At 68.3% G+C, this 15,037-nt stretch carries 12 protein-coding genes; 11 read left to right on the top strand and 1 reads right to left on the bottom strand.

Annotation, left to right across the window (positions count from 1 at the left end):
• The first annotated feature begins 319 nt into the window (after positions 1–319).
• The 11 genes from IF30_RS0112880 (at position 320) to IF30_RS0112830 (ending at position 13,260) form a co-directional block, all read left to right on the top strand.
• The gene (locus IF30_RS0112880; RefSeq protein WP_030236499.1) at positions 320–1,954 is read left to right on the top strand and encodes a peptide ABC transporter substrate-binding protein; all 1,635 of its coding nucleotides are present in this window, start codon (positions 320–322) and stop codon (positions 1,952–1,954) included.
• A gap of 141 nt (positions 1,955–2,095) precedes the next feature.
• Positions 2,096–3,022 carry an ABC transporter permease gene (locus IF30_RS0112875; RefSeq protein ID WP_030236496.1) on the top strand — a complete coding sequence of 309 codons (927 nt, stop codon included), beginning with the start codon at positions 2,096–2,098 and terminating at the stop codon, positions 3,020–3,022.
• Complete coding sequence (locus IF30_RS0112870; RefSeq protein ID WP_030236492.1) at positions 3,015–3,962, top strand: ABC transporter permease; 948 nt, start codon at positions 3,015–3,017, stop codon at positions 3,960–3,962. The genes IF30_RS0112875 and IF30_RS0112870 overlap by 8 nt, the downstream gene beginning before the upstream one ends.
• Positions 3,963–3,981: 19 nt before the next feature.
• Entirely contained in the window at positions 3,982–5,034 is a 1,053-nt protein-coding gene (locus IF30_RS0112865) for an ABC transporter ATP-binding protein (RefSeq protein ID WP_030236489.1), read from the top strand.
• Positions 5,027–6,043, top strand: a complete 1,017-nt coding sequence (locus IF30_RS0112860; RefSeq protein WP_030236486.1) for an ABC transporter ATP-binding protein — start codon at positions 5,027–5,029, stop codon at positions 6,041–6,043. Before IF30_RS0112865 ends, IF30_RS0112860 begins: the two co-directional genes overlap by 8 nt.
• Positions 6,044–6,215: 172 nt before the next feature.
• A complete protein-coding gene (locus tag IF30_RS0112855) occupies positions 6,216–7,841 on the top strand; it encodes a peptide ABC transporter substrate-binding protein (protein ID WP_030236483.1) in 1,626 nt (541 codons plus the stop codon).
• Positions 7,842–7,949: 108 nt separating this feature from the next.
• Positions 7,950–8,876, top strand: a complete 927-nt coding sequence (locus tag IF30_RS0112850; RefSeq protein WP_030236480.1) for an ABC transporter permease — start codon at positions 7,950–7,952, stop codon at positions 8,874–8,876.
• A gap of 76 nt (positions 8,877–8,952) precedes the next feature.
• Complete coding sequence (locus tag IF30_RS0112845; protein WP_030236478.1) at positions 8,953–9,867, top strand: ABC transporter permease; 915 nt, start codon at positions 8,953–8,955, stop codon at positions 9,865–9,867.
• Positions 9,868–9,883: 16 nt separating this feature from the next.
• Positions 9,884–10,936: an ABC transporter ATP-binding protein gene (locus IF30_RS0112840; RefSeq protein WP_030236476.1), complete on the top strand. Its 1,053-nt coding sequence runs from the start codon at positions 9,884–9,886 to the stop codon at positions 10,934–10,936.
• Positions 10,926–12,047: an ABC transporter ATP-binding protein gene (locus IF30_RS0112835; protein WP_051710075.1), complete on the top strand. Its 1,122-nt coding sequence runs from the start codon at positions 10,926–10,928 to the stop codon at positions 12,045–12,047. The genes IF30_RS0112840 and IF30_RS0112835 overlap by 11 nt, the downstream gene beginning before the upstream one ends.
• A gap of 163 nt (positions 12,048–12,210) precedes the next feature.
• Positions 12,211–13,260, top strand: coding sequence for an ABC transporter ATP-binding protein (locus IF30_RS0112830; protein ID WP_051710073.1), 1,050 nt, complete (start codon positions 12,211–12,213; stop codon positions 13,258–13,260).
• Positions 13,261–13,293: 33 nt separating this feature from the next.
• On the opposite strand, the gene IF30_RS0112825 is transcribed toward IF30_RS0112830, so the two are convergent.
• Positions 13,294–15,012: an ABC transporter family substrate-binding protein gene (locus IF30_RS0112825; protein WP_051710069.1), complete on the bottom strand. Its 1,719-nt coding sequence runs from the start codon at positions 15,010–15,012 to the stop codon at positions 13,294–13,296.
• Positions 15,013–15,037: the final 25 nt, after the last annotated feature.

Here is a 15,037-nt window from a genome sequence, read left to right as displayed (position 1 = left end):
CGCTCATCACGTCGGGGTGTCCGCTGAGCGGACGTGACAGTTCGTCATCCGTGACGACTGTCCGTTTGGTGCCTGTCTGGCTATGTCTCAAATGTCCGGTTTTCGAAACTTACCGACTGTTCATGTGACCTAATTGAGATCGTCACTGGTCACTTTCGTGTCCGTGCGTGACGGATAGTGGGTTCAGTCAGGCTCGGGTCAAGGGTGAACGCGCAGGGGTGCGCGCCGAAACCACGAGCGCGGACGGCACAGCGGGCCAGGTGACAAACCGTTCCGCGGTGCTCTCCTCGTTGCAACGTCGAATTCAGGAGGCACACCGATGCGTGGTGGGAGCCAGGCCAAGTGGGTTGTCGCAGCTGTTGCGGTCGCCCTTGCCGCGACTGCTTGTAGCAGCAGCAGCGACTCCTCCAGCGGGGGCAGCTCCGATGGTGCGGTCAACGCCCAGGGCGTGTTCAGCTACCAGAGCGCCGAGCCGCAGCGTCCGCTGCAGCCGGCGAACGCCATGGAGAACCAGGGCGGCCGTATCGTCAAGCAGCTCTTCACGGGCCTCGTCGACTACGACCCCGCGACCGGCGCACTGCGCAACCAGGTGGCCGACAAGATCGAGACCACCGACTCGAAGACCTTCACCGTCACGCTGAAGTCCGGCTGGACCTTCCACGACGGCACTCCGGTCACCTCCCAGTCCTTCGTGAAGTCCTGGAACTGGTCGGCCAACCCGGCGAACAACCAGATCAACTCGGACTGGTTCTCGGACATCGTCGGCTACGACGCCGTGCACCCGGACAAGGGTGACCCGACGGCGAAGGAGATGTCGGGCCTCAAGGTCATCGACGACACTCACTTCACCATCGAACTGGCCAACCCCGTCTCGTACTTCACGTACAAGCTCGGCTACTCGGCCTTCTTCCCGCTGCCCGAGGGCTTCTTCGCGGACCCGAAGGGCTACGGCGAGAAGCCGGTCGGCAACGGCCCCTACAAGTTCGTGTCGTGGGAGCACAACAAGGCCGTCACCCTGGCCGCCTACGACAAGTACACGGGCACCAACAAGGCGAAGAACGGCGGAATCGTCTTCCGCAGCTACACCTCGCCCGAGGCCGCGTACAAGGACCTGATGTCCGACACCCTGGACGTGCTGGACCAGGTCGACTCGACCGACCTGCCCAAGTACAAGGACGACCTGGGCAAGCGCGCCGTCGACCAGGCGCAGGGCGCCATCCAGAACATCTCGTTCGCGCTGTACAACGCGGACTGGAACGCCCCGGAGAAGGCCAAGGTCCGCCAGGGCCTGTCGATGGCCATCGACCGTGACACCATCACCAAGACCGTGCTGAACGGCACCCGCCAGCCCGCCGACTCGTTCGTGGCGCCCGGCGTCATGGGCTACAAGGCCGGCACCTGCGGCGACGCCTGCAAGTACAACCCGGAGAAGGCCAAGCAGCTGATCCAGGAGGGTGGCGGCGTTCCCGGTAACAAGATCACCATCCTCTACAACTCCGATGGCGGTCACAAGGAGTGGGTCGACGCGGTCTGCAACTCGATCCGCCAGGCCACCGGCGTCGAGTGCCTCGGCGACCCGAAGCCGGACTTCAAGACCTCGCGTGACATCGTCACGAAGAAGCAGGTCCCCAGCATGATGCGCACCGGCTGGGTGCAGGACTACCCGCTGAACGCCAACTTCCTGCGGGACGTCTACGGCACCGGTGCCGCCGCGAACGACGCCAGCTACTCCAGCCCGGAGTTCGACAACCTGGCGAAGCAGGCGGACGCCGCGACCTCGGTCGAGAAGACCGCCGAGCTCTACCAGCAGGCGGAGGCCGTTCTGGCCAAGGACATGCCGGCCATCCCGCTCTGGTACTACAAGACCAGCTCCGGCTACTCCAACAAGGTCCAGAACGTGAAGTTCAACTCCTTCGGCGACCCGGTCTACACCGACGTCGAGGTCAAGAAGTAATCGGTCGGCACCGCCTGACCTGGTGACAACGGCCGGTGCCCGTCCCATCCCCACAAGGGCGAGGACTGGCACCGGCCGTTGGCACGCCGACTTATCTCTGGCCGGGTTGACGGGCCCGGCAGAGTCATACATGGAGGCACGATGGGGCGCTTTGTCGCGAGGCGACTGCTCCAGATGATCCCGGTGTTCCTCGGAACAACCGCACTCATCTTTTTCATGGTGCACTTGCTGCCCGGCGACCCGCTGGCAGCGCTGTGGGGCGACAAGGCGCCGGACCCGGTGCAGCTGGCCGCGCTGAAGCACCAGCAGCACCTGGACCAGCCGCTGGTCCAGCAGTACCTCTCCTACATGGGGGGTCTGCTCACCGGGGACTTCGGCACGGCATCGGACGGCCGTCCGGTGCTCGACAAGATCCTCGAGGCACTGCCGGTCACGGTCCGGCTGGCGCTGTTCGCGTTCGCCATCGAGATCGTGCTCGGCATCGGCATCGGCCTGTTCGCGGGTCTGCGCCGCGGCAAGATCTTCGACAAGGGCGCGCTGGTCTTCACCCTGCTGCTGATCTCGATCCCGGTCCCGGTGCTGGGCTTCCTCTTCCAGACGATCTTCGGCACCAACCTCAAGTGGGTCACGCCGACCGTCCAGAACAGCAACGACATCACCCAGCTGGTGCTGCCGGCCGTCGTGCTCGGCTCGCTGTCGCTGGCCTACGTCGCGCGTCTCACCCGTACCTCCATAGCCGAGAACATCAAGGCCGACTACGTCCGCACCGCGACGGCCAAGGGCCTGCCGCGCCGGAGGGTCATCGGCACCCACCTGCTGCGCAACTCGCTGATCCCGGTGGTCACCTTCCTCGGTACCGACCTCGGCGCCCTGATGGGCGGTGCGATCGTCACCGAAGGCATCTTCAACGTCCAGGGTGTCGGCCACGCGCTCTACCAAGCGATCAACATGAAGGAGGGCGCGACCGTCTCCGGCTTCGTGGCCTTCCTGGTGATCGTGTACCTGGCCGCCGGCCTGATCGTTGACCTGCTTTACGCGGTCCTGGACCCGAGGATCCGGTATGCCTGACCTGACAGAGAAGAAGACCGCCGGGGACAACATCCCGGCCCAGCGCACCGCCGACGTCCCGGCGGCCAAGCCGGAGAAGCCGCGCAGCCTCGGCTCCGACGCCTGGCACGACCTGCGCCGCAAGCCGATCTTCGTGATCTCCGCGCTGCTGATCCTGCTGCTGATCGTGATCGCGATCGCCCCCGGGCTGTTCACCTCGGTGGACCCGCGGGCCGGCGACCTGCGCACTCACTTCCACACGCCGCCGAACTACAGCCACTTCTTCGAGGGGGACTGGTTCGGTTACGACGGCCAGGGCCGCAGCATCTACGCCCGCGTCGTCTACGGCGCCCGCGCGTCGGTCGTGGTCGGCATCACCGTCACCGTCGGTACGACCGTCCTCGGCGGCATCGCCGGCATGGTCGCCGGGTACTTCGGCGGCTGGGTCGACACGATCATCTCCCGCATCACCGACATCTTCTTCGGCATCCCGCTGCTGCTCGGCTCGCTGGTGATCCTCAACGCCTTCGCCACGCGCACCATCTGGAGCGTGGTCTTCGCCCTGGTCGCCCTGGGCTGGACCCAGATGACCCGTGTCATGCGCGGTTCGGTGATCACCGTCAAGCAGTCCGACTTCGTGACGGCGGCCAAGGCGCTCGGCGCCGGCACCAGCCGGATCATGTTCAAGCACATCCTGCCGAACGCGATCGCCCCGGTGATCGTCGTCGCCACCATCGCTCTCGGCGGCTACATCGCCCTGGAGGCGACGCTGAGCTTCCTCGGCATCGGCCTGCAGGACCCGACCATCTCCTGGGGCATCGACATCAACTCGGCCCAGAAGCTGATCCGTACGGCTCCGTTCGCCCTGTTCTTCCCGGCAGGCATGCTCAGCCTGACCGTGCTCGCCTTCATCATGCTCGGCGACGCGGTGCGCGACGCCCTCGACCCGAAGCTCCGCTGAGAGAAGAGGTGACGACCCGATGACCACCGTGATCGAGAACAACAGCCAGAAGAGCGACCGTCTCGAAGTTGGCACCCCTCTCCTGGAGGTGAAGGACCTCCACGTGGAGTTCCACACCCGGGACGGGATCGCCAAGGCCGTGAACGGCGTCAACTACTCCGTCGCGGCCGGCGAGACCCTCGCCGTCCTCGGCGAGTCCGGCTCCGGCAAGTCCGTGACGGCGCAGACCATCATGGGCATCCTGGACATGCCCCCGGGCAAGGTGACCCAGGGCCAGATCCTGTACCGCGGCCAGGACATGCTCACGATGGGCAACGAGGAGCGCCGGAAGATCCGCGGCCAGAAGATCGCGATGATCTTCCAGGACGCGCTCTCCGCCCTCAACCCCGTGCTCAGCGTCGGCTACCAGCTCGGCGAGATGTTCCGGGTGCACCAGGGCGCCTCCAAGAAGGAGGCGAAGGAGAAGGCCATCGAGCTGATGGACCGGGTGCGCATCCCCGCCGCCCGGCAGCGGGTGAACGACTACCCGCACCAGTTCTCCGGCGGCATGCGCCAGCGCATCATGATCGCCATGGCGCTCTCCCTGCAGCCCGACCTGATCATCGCGGACGAGCCCACCACCGCCCTGGACGTCACCGTCCAGGCCCAGGTGATGGACCTGCTCGCCGAGCTTCAGGCCGAGTACAACATGGGCCTGATCCTGATCACCCACGACCTCGGCGTGGTCGCCGACGTCGCGGACAAGATCGCCGTGATGTACGCGGGCCGGATCGTGGAGACCGCCCCGGTGCACGAGCTGTACGCGAACCCCGCGCACCCGTACACCAAGGGCCTGCTCCGCTCCATCCCGCGCCTGGACCAGAAGGGCCAGGACCTCTACGCGATCAAGGGCCTCCCCCCGAACCTGCTGAAGGTCCCGGCCGGCTGCGCGTTCAACCCTCGCTGTGAAATCGCCACGGACCTGTGCCGCACGGAGATCCCCGCGCTGCACCACGTGACCGACAAGGACGGCAAGGAGCTCACGGGCCGCCGCAGCGCGTGCCACCTCTGGAAGGAGACCCTCCATGGCTGAGAACATCCTGGAGGTCAAGGACCTGGTCAAGCACTACCCGCTGACCCAGGGCGTCCTCTTCAAGAAGCAGGTCGGCGCCGTCAAGGCGGTCGACGGCATCTCCTTCGAGCTGAAGAAGGGCGAGACGCTCGGCATCGTCGGCGAGTCCGGCTGTGGCAAGTCCACGCTGGCCAAGGTGCTGATGAACCTGGAGCGGGCCACCTCCGGCCAGGTGCTGTTCAAGGGCGAGGACATCTCCCAGCTGAACGGCGCGGCCCTCAAGGCCGTCCGCCGCAACATCCAGATGGTGTTCCAGGACCCGTACACCTCGCTCAACCCGCGCATGACGGTCGGCGACATCATCGGGGAGCCGTTCGAGATCCACCCCGAGGTGGCGCCGAAGGGCGACCGCCGCAAGGCCGTCCAGGACCTGCTGGACGTCGTGGGTCTGAACCCGGAGTACATCAACCGGTACCCGCACCAGTTCTCCGGCGGCCAGCGCCAGCGCATCGGCATCGCCCGCGGCCTCGCGCTCAAGCCCGAGATCATCATCTGCGACGAGCCGGTCTCCGCGCTGGACGTGTCCGTCCAGGCGCAGGTGATCAACCTGCTGGAGCAGCTGCAGGAGGAGTTCGGCCTCTCCTACATGTTCATCGCGCACGACCTCTCCATCGTCCGGCACATCTCCGACCGCGTCGGCGTGATGTACCTGGGCAAGATGGTCGAGATCGGCTCGGACGAGGAGATCTACGAGAACGCCACCCACCCGTACACCCAGGCGCTGCTGTCCGCGGTGCCGGTGCCGGACCCGGCGGCGCGCGAGTCGCGGGACCGGATCATCCTCAGCGGCGACATCCCCTCGCCGGCCAACCCGCCGTCCGGCTGCCGCTTCCGCACCCGCTGCTGGAAGGCGCAGGAGCGCTGCGCCGAGGAGATCCCGCTGCTCGCGGTGCCCTCGGTGCTGGAGGGCCCGGCCGCGCACGACTCGGCCTGCCACTTCCCCGAGGTCCGGGAGCAGGCCGCCGCCTGATCCCCCGGCACTCCCAGGAAGGGCCCGTGGCTTCCCCGCCACGGGCCCTTCCGGCGTTCCGTCAACTCCGCAGCGCGTCGAGGCACCCGTCCGGGTGCCCCCGACTCGCGCCGTCGCCGGGGCGCGCTTCTCATGGGGTGTGATGCGACACACACCCTGAGGAGGGACCTTCATGCCCGTAGCCGCCCGCGCTCGCCTGGTCCTCGCCGCTGCGACGTCCGTGGTCCTGGTGGCCACCGGGTGCAGCAGCAGCGGCGGCGGAGGAGGCAGTAGCTCGTCGGACGCCACCAAGACCTTCAGCTACCAGAGCAACGAGCCGCAGAACCCGTTGCAGCCCGCCAACGCGAACGAGGTCGGCGGCGGTCGCATCATCCAGAACCTCTTCAAGGGCCTGGTCGACTACGACCCCACCAACGCCAAGATCCGGATGCAGGTCGCGGACAAGATCGACACCAGCGACTCGCAGACCTTCACCGTCACGCTCAAGGACGGCTGGAAGTTCCACGACGGCACCCCCGTGCACGCCAAGAACTTCGTCGACGCGTGGAACTGGGGCGCCAACCCCGCCAACAACCAGATCAACAGCTCCTGGTTCTCCGACATCGAGGGCTACCAGGACGTCCACCCGACCTCCGGCAAGCCGACCACGGACAAGATGTCCGGCCTGACCGTCACCGACGACCTGCACTTCACCGTGAAGCTGAGCCACAAGGTCTCGTACTTCGAGTACAAGCTCGGCTACATCGCCTTCTCGCCGCTGCCGGACGGCTTCTTCAACGACCCGGCCGGGTACGGGCAGAAGCCGGTGGGCAACGGCCCGTACCAGTTCGTCAGCTGGTCGCACAACAGCCAGGTGGTCACCAAGGCCTTCCCGGACTACCAGGGCGTGGACAAGCCGAAGAACGGCGGCATCGTCTTCAAGATGTACACCACGTCCGAGGCCGCCTACGCCGACCTGCAGTCCAACAACCTGGACGTGATGGACCAGGTGCCGCCGTCCGCGCTGGCGACGTACAAGAACGACCTCGGCGACCGGGCGGTGGACGCCCCGCAGGGCGCCATCCAGAACATCGGCTTCACGCTCTACCAGGCCGACTGGGCCTCGCCGGACAAGGCCAAGGTGCGCCAGGGCCTGTCGATGGCGATCGACCGCGACACCATCACCAAGACGGTGCTGCAGGGCTCCCGCAAGCCGGCCACCGCCTGGGTCGCCGAGGGCGTCGAGGGCTACAAGGACGGCGCCTGCGGGGACTTCTGCAAGTTCGACGCGGCCAAGGCCAAGCAGCTGATCCAGGACGGCGGCGGCGTCCCCGGCAACAAGCTGCTGATCACCTACAACGCGGACGGCGGCCACAAGGAGTGGGTCGACGCGGTCTGCAACTCGATCCGGCAGAGCACCGGAGTCGACTGCCTGGGCGACCCGAAGCCCGACTTCAAGACCGCACGGGCGGCGATCACCGGGCACCAGCTCAACGGCGCCTTCCGCACCGGCTGGGTGCAGGACTACCCGCTGAACGCCAACTTCCTCGCCGACGTGTACCGCACCGGCGCCGCCTCCAACGACTTCGGCTACAGCAGCCCGCAGTTCGACGACGCCGCCACCAAGGCCGACGAGGCCGCCAGCGTCGCCGACACGGTGACCGGCTACCAGCAGGCCGAAGCCGTGCTGCCGAGCGGCATGCCCGCCATCCCGCTCTGGTACTACCGCACCAACTCGGGCTACTCGTCCAAGGTGCAGAACGTGAAGTTCGACTCCTTCGGCAACCCGGCCTGGACGCAGGTCGAGGTCAAGGGCTGATCCCGGGCCCTGATCCCCGCGCCGGCCCCGCCCTCCCCGCACGGAGGGCGGGGTGCGGTCTCCCGGCCGACCGGCCCGCCCGGTCGGGCACCTAGGAAGGAGGCTCGGATGGGCAGTTACGTGCTGCGCCGGGTGCTGCAGATGATCCCGGTGTTCTTCGGCACCACCCTGCTGATCTTCGTGATGGTCTACACCCTGCCGGGCGACCCGGTGGTCGCGCTGTTCGGCGACAAGGCCGCCGACCCGACCGTGGTCGCGAGCATCAAGCACACGTACTACCTGGACCAGCCGCTCTGGAAGCAGTACCTGCACTACATGGGGAACCTCTTCCAGGGGGACTTCGGCACCAGCTTCACCGGCCGACCGGTCTCCGACATCATGGCGGACGCCTTCCCGGTGACCATCCGGCTGGCACTGCTGGCCTTCGCCTTCGAGCTGGTCGTGGGACTCGCCTTCGGCGTGCTCTCCGGACTGAAGCGCGGCAGCATCGCGGACACCCTGGTGCTGATCCTGACCCTGGTGGTGATCTCGATCCCGGTCTTCGTGCTGGCCTACATCGCGCAGACCGTGTTCGCCACCAACCTGGGCTGGGTCACGCCCACGGTGCAGGACAGCTACGACCTCACCCAGCTCATCCTTCCGGCAGTCGTCCTGGGCTCGCTCTCGCTCGCGTTCGTCGCCCGGCTCACCCGGACCTCCATCGGGGAGAACCTGCGGGCCGACTACATCCGCACCGCGACAGCCAAGGGCCTGCGCCGGCGGACCATCATCTCCCGGCACCTGCTGCGCAACTCGCTGATCCCGGTGGTCACCTTCCTCGGCACCGACCTCGGCGCGCTGATGGGCGGGGCGATCGTCACCGAGGGCATCTTCAACGTGCAGGGCATCGGCAACGTCCTGTACCGGGCGATCAACCAGAAGGAAGGCCCGACCGTGGTGGGCATCGTGACCGTCCTGGTGATCATCTACCTGGTCGCCAGCCTGCTCGTCGACCTGCTCTACGCGGTCCTGGACCCGAGGATCCGCTATGCCTGACATCCACGACGAGGACTCGTACCGACCCAACCCCAAGCCGGGCATCTCCCGCCTCGACTACGCGGGGGAGCAGGGCATGGCCGTCGAACAGGAGACCCTGGTCGAACCCGACGCGGAGAAGCGGGAACAGGCCCGCAGCCTCTGGGGCGACGCCTGGCGGGACCTCCGCCGACGGCCGATCTTCCTGCTCTCGGTGGTGCTGATCCTGCTGCTGGTCGTCATGGCAATCTTCCCCTGGGCCTTCACCGACGCCAACCCGCGCAAGGCCGACCTGGTGCACGACTACCTCAAGCGGCCGGACTGGACGGACTTCTTCGGCGCGGGCTGGTTCGGCTACGACGCGCAGGGCCGGTCGATCTACGCCCGGGTGGTCTACGGCGCCCGCGCCTCGATCACCGTCGGCATCTTCGTGACCGCGGCGGTCACCCTGCTCGGCGGGCTGACCGGCATGGTCGCCGGGTACTACGGCGGAGCAGTCGACGCGGTGATCTCCCGGATCGTCGACATCTTCTTCGGCATCCCGCTGCTGCTCGGCGCCCTGGTGCTGCTGAACGCATTCACCATCCGCACGGTGTGGACCGTGGTGTTCGCCCTGGCCGTCCTCGGCTGGACCCAGATCGCCCGCGTCATGCGCGGCGCGGTGCTGACCGTCAAACAGTCCGACTACGTGGTGGCCGGCCGGGCGCTCGGGGCCGGGACGGGGCGGCTGATGTTCCGGCACATCCTGCCGAACGCGGTCGCACCGGTGATCGTCGTCGCCACCATCGCGCTCGGCGGCTACATCGCCACCGAGGCGACGCTGAGCTTCCTCGGCATCGGCCTGCAGGACCCGACCATCTCCTGGGGCATCGACATCTCCTCCGCCCAGAAGGTGATCCGAACGGCGCCCTACGTGCTGTTCTTCCCGGCCGTGGCGCTCTCCATCACCGTGCTGGCCTTCATCATGATGGGCGACGCCGTGCGCGACGCCCTCGATCCGAAGCTTCGCTGAGCGAGGGGAGCGCATCGTGAGTACAGCGATCGACACCACCGGGCACGAACGGGCCGCGGCGTACCAGGGGCCGCTGCTCGACGTGCGGGACCTGCACGTCGAGTTCGTCACCAGGGACGGCGTCGCCAGGGCCGTGAACGGGGTCGACTACTCCGTCTCGGCCGGCGAGACGCTGGCAGTGCTGGGCGAGTCCGGCTCCGGCAAGTCGGTGACCGCGCAGGCGATCATGGGCATCCTGGACACGCCGCCGGCCCGGATCCCGCGCGGCGAGATCCGCTACCGGGGCCAGGACATGCTCACGATGGGCAAGGAGGAGCGGCGCAGGATCCGCGGCCAGAAGATCGCGATGATCTTCCAGGACGCGCTCTCCGCGCTCAACCCGGTCCTCACGGTGGGCTACCAGCTCGGCGAGATGTTCCGGGCGCACCGAGGAGTCTCCCGCAAGGAGGCCACCGACAAGGCCGTCGAGCTGATGGACCGGGTGCGCATCCCGGCGGCCAAGCAGCGGGTGAACGACTACCCGCACCAGTTCTCCGGCGGCATGCGCCAGCGCATCATGATCGCCATGGCGCTGGCGCTGGAGCCGGACCTGATCATCGCGGACGAGCCCACCACCGCCCTGGACGTCACCGTCCAGGCCCAGGTGATGGACCTGCTCGCCGAGCTGCAGTCCGAGTACCACATGGGGCTCATCCTGATCACCCACGACCTGGGCGTCGTCGCGGACGTCGCGGACAAGATCGCCGTGATGTACGCCGGCCGGATCGTCGAGACCGCCCCGGTGCACGAGCTGTACGCGCGGCCCGCGCACCCGTACACCCGCGGCCTGCTGGACTCCATCCCGCGGCTGGACCAGAAGGGCCAGGAGCTCTACGCCATCAAGGGCCTGCCGCCCAACCTGCTGCGGATCCCCAAGGGCTGCGCCTTCAACCCGCGCTGCCCCCGCGCGAAGGACGTCTGCCGGACCGAGGTGCCCGAACTGTTCGAGGTCATCGAGGACGACGGGACACCACTGGAGGGGCGCGGCAGCGCCTGCTTCTTCTGGAAGGAGACCCTCCATGACCGGTAACGGGGCCAGCGCACTGGGCGCGGTGGTGCCGGAGGAGGCCGCCTTCACGCAGGAGGTGCCGCGCGGGGAGCCCATCCTCGAAGTCCGGGACCTCGTCAAGCACTTCCCGCTGACCCGGGGCGTCCTGTTCAAGAAGCAGGTCGGCGCCGTCAAGGCGGTCGACGGGGTCAGCTTCGACCTGATGCAGGGCGAGACGCTCGGCATCGTCGGCGAGTCCGGCTGCGGGAAGTCCACGCTGGCCAAGGTGCTGATGAACCTCGAACCGGCCACCGGAGGATCCGTCCGCTACAAGGGGGAGGAGATCTCCCGGCTCTCGGGATCGGCGCTGAAAGCCGTCCGGCGGAACATCCAGATGGTGTTCCAGGACCCGTACACCTCGCTCAACCCGCGCATGACCGTCGGCGACATCATCGGGGAGCCGTTCGAGATCCACCCCGAGGTGGCGCCCAAGGGCGACCGCCGCAAGGCCGTCCAGGACCTGCTGGACGTGGTCGGGCTCAACCCCGAGTACATCAACCGGTACCCGCACCAGTTCTCCGGCGGCCAGCGCCAACGCATCGGCATCGCCCGGGGGTTGACGCTCAAGCCGGAGATCATCATCTGCGACGAGCCGGTGTCCGCCCTCGACGTGTCGGTGCAGGCGCAGGTGATCAACCTGCTGGAGCAGCTGCAGGGCGACTTCAACCTGTCGTACATGTTCATCGCGCACGACCTCTCCATCGTCCGGCACATCTCGGACCGGGTCGGCGTGATGTACCTGGGCAGGATGGTCGAGATCGGCAGCGACGCGGAGATCTACGACCACGCCACCCACCCGTACACCCAGGCGCTGCTCTCCGCAGTGCCCGTACCGGACCCGACGGCGCGCGAGTCGCGGGACCGGATCGTGCTCACCGGGGACGTGCCCTCGCCGGCCAATCCGCCCTCGGGCTGCCGCTTCCGCACCCGCTGCTGGAAGGCGCAGCAGCGGTGCGAGGTCGAGGTGCCGCTGCTCGCGGTGCCGAGCTGGCTGCAGGGGGCGGCGGCCCATGACTCGGCGTGTCACTTCGCGGCGGAGCGCGAGAGTCGACAAGGCGCGGCGGAGCGCGAGGGCGGGCCGGACCCCGGCTGATCGGTTTCCGCTCAAGGGCGTGTCCCCGTACGGGGGCGCGCCCTTCGCCGTTCGTCCCGTGATGGAAAAGTGATCTGCCGCAGGGTCGCCAAGTGCGGTCCGGTCCTTGATAGTTGCTCTGCGCCTATCGGTGGTCGCTGCTGCGCTGAGGAGGACTGCTCACATGGACGCGGTGGAGGTGATCGGCGGCGGTCGGGAGAGCCTGGTACCCGGAACCCCGTTGCTGGAGGTCGAGGACCTGCACGTGGAGTTCCACACCCGGGACGGCGTCGCGAAGGCCGTCAACGGGGTGAGCTACGCGGTGTCGGCCGGTGAGACGCTGGCGGTGCTGGGGGAGTCGGGGTCGGGCAAGTCGGTGACCGCGCAGGCGATCATGGGCATCCTGGACATGCCGCCGGGGCGGATCACCGCTGGGAGGATCCTGTTCCGCGGCGAGGACCTGCTGACCATGGGCGCCGGCGCCCGGCGGGCCGTCCGGGGCCGGCGGATCGCGATGATCTTCCAGGACGCGCTGTCCGCGCTCAACCCGGTGCTCAGCGTCGGCTACCAGCTCGGCGAGATGTTCCGGGTGCACCACGGCGTCTCGCGCAAGGAGGCGAAGGAGAAGGCCGTCGAGCTGATGGACCGGGTGCGCATCCCGGCCGCGCGGCAGCGCGTCGGCGACTTCCCGCACCAGTTCTCCGGCGGCATGCGCCAGCGCATCATGATCGCGATGGCGCTGGCGCTGGAGCCGGACCTGATCATCGCGGACGAGCCCACCACCGCCCTGGACGTGACCGTCCAGGCCCAGGTGATGGACCTGCTGGCCGACCTGCGGGCCGAGTTCAACATGGGCCTGATCCTGATCACCCACGACCTCGGCGTGGTGGCGGACGTCGCGGACCGGATCGCGGTGATGTACGCGGGCCGGATCGTGGAGACCGCACCGGTGCACGAGCTGTACGCGCGCCCCGCGCACCCGTACACCAAGGGCCTGCTCAGCTCCATCCCGCGCCTGGACCAGAAGGGCCGGAACCTGCACGCCATCAAGGGCCTGCCGCCGAGCCTGCTGCGGATCCCGGAGGGCTGCGCCTTCAACCCCCGCTGCGACCGGGTGCAGGACCGCTGCCGCTCCGAACTGCCGCCGCTGGCGCCGGTGACGGGCGAGCACGGGGAGGAGCTGGCGGGCCGCCGCAGCGCCTGCCACTACTGGCGCGAGACGCTGCACGGCTGAGCGGGCCCGGCCGCTACTGCACGGAGCCGGCCGCTACTTCACGAAGCCGACGTTCTCCCAGACGATGTCGGACAGGCCCTGTGCACCGATGTTGGCGAGGTCGGCGCGGGCTCCGTAGAGCTGTGGGCGCTGGTAGAGCGGCAGCACGCCGGCCACCTTCCAGAGTTCGCCGTCGGCCTGGTTGATCGCCTCGGAGGCGGTGGCCGCGTCGGTTGCGGCGGCGGCCCGGTCGAGGGCGGCGTCGACTGCCGCGCTGCCGGCGCCGGCGTGGTTGGTGCCGCCGTTCTGGACGAAGTTGGCGCGGTTGCCGCTGGCCGGGAACGGGGTGCCGAGCAGTGAGTAGGCGGTGATGTCGAAGTCGTCGCGGTTGATGTACTTGTCGAAGAACTCGTTGGCGGGGGCGGTCACCGTGCTGACCTTGATCCCGACGTCCTTGAGCATCCTGGTGGTGTTCGCGGCCTCGTTCTGGGCCTGGGTCACGCCGGCCGGGATGACCATCCGCAGGTTGAGCTCGCGGCCGTCCTTCTTCCGTACGTCGCCGTCGAGTTTCCAGCCGGCCGAGTCCAGCTTGCGGGCGGCCTCGGCCGGGTCGTAGCGGGCCAGGCCCAGGGAGTTGTCGCGGTAGCCGTTCTGGTTGGCGACCAGCAGGTGGTTGTTGAGCGGGACGGCGGGCCAGTCCAGGCCGTTGAGGTCGGCGCGGATGACGGCGTCCCGGTTGATCGCCTGGAACACGGCCTGGCGCACGGTCGCGTCGCCCAGTGCGGGGGTGTGGGCGTTCAGGGTGAACTGGCGGAAGTCGGGGCCGCCGGCCCGGCGCACGACGGCGTCCTTGGTGTTCCTGATGGTCTGGTAACCAGCCACGTCGGGACCGATGTTGACGAGGTCCAGCCGGCCCTTGGCGAAGGCTGCGGCCATCGCGTCGGGGAGCATCGCGTGGAAGACGAGCTTGTCCAGCATCGGCTTGTCGCCCCACCAGGCCGGGTCGGCGACCAGGGTGACGGTCTGCGCGGCGCGGTCCAGCTGCTCGACCTTGAACGGGCCGGCGGTGACCGGGATCGCGTCCAGGTAGGCGGTGTTGAACAGCTCCGGGGTGGATATCCGGGAGGCCGGCAGCAGCGGGGCGTTGCCCGCGCCGTTGAACAGCGACTGCCACTCGGAGAACGGGCGGTCGAAGGTCATCACGGCCTGGAAGTCGTCCTTGCCGCGCTCGACGGACGAGACCAGCTCGAAACCGGTGCTGCTGGAGGGCTTGTAGGCCGGGTCCTTGCCGTTCAGGGCACGCCAGTTGGCCTCGATGTCGCGCCAGGTGATCGGGGTGCCGTCGGACCAGTGGGCCTTCGGGTTGAGCGTCCAGGTGACCACCTGCCGGCCGTCCCTCAGGTCGGCGTGGGCCTCCTGCAGGTAGGCGGGGTTCACGGTCTGGGTGCCGGCCGCGTCGGAGCGGAAGAAGGTCGGCAGCAGCGGCTTAGTGACGGCGACGGTCGAGGACTCGCTGCCGTCCTCGTGGATCGGCGACCACTGGCGGGAGAACTGGGCGATCGCCAGGTTCAGGGTGCCGCCCTGGCGCAGCTGGGCGCGGTCGTGGGGGTTGATGTCGACCGAGGTCAGCTTGGGCGAGGCGGGGGCGGACGGCAGCGCCCCGGCGCCCGCGTCGCCCTGGCCGGAGGCGCAGGAGCACAGCGCCAGGGAGAGGGTGAGGGCGGTGAGGCCGGCGAGCAGGGCCGTCCCGTGGTGCTGGAGGCGGCGGCCCATCGGCGTGCTCCCCGAGGTGGATGTG

Origin of the sequence: Streptomyces sp. NRRL S-350 (assembly GCF_000719705.1) — a bacterium.
Lineage (GTDB): Bacteria > Actinomycetota > Actinomycetes > Streptomycetales > Streptomycetaceae > Kitasatospora.
This window is presented reverse-complemented; position numbering and strand designations above follow the sequence as displayed.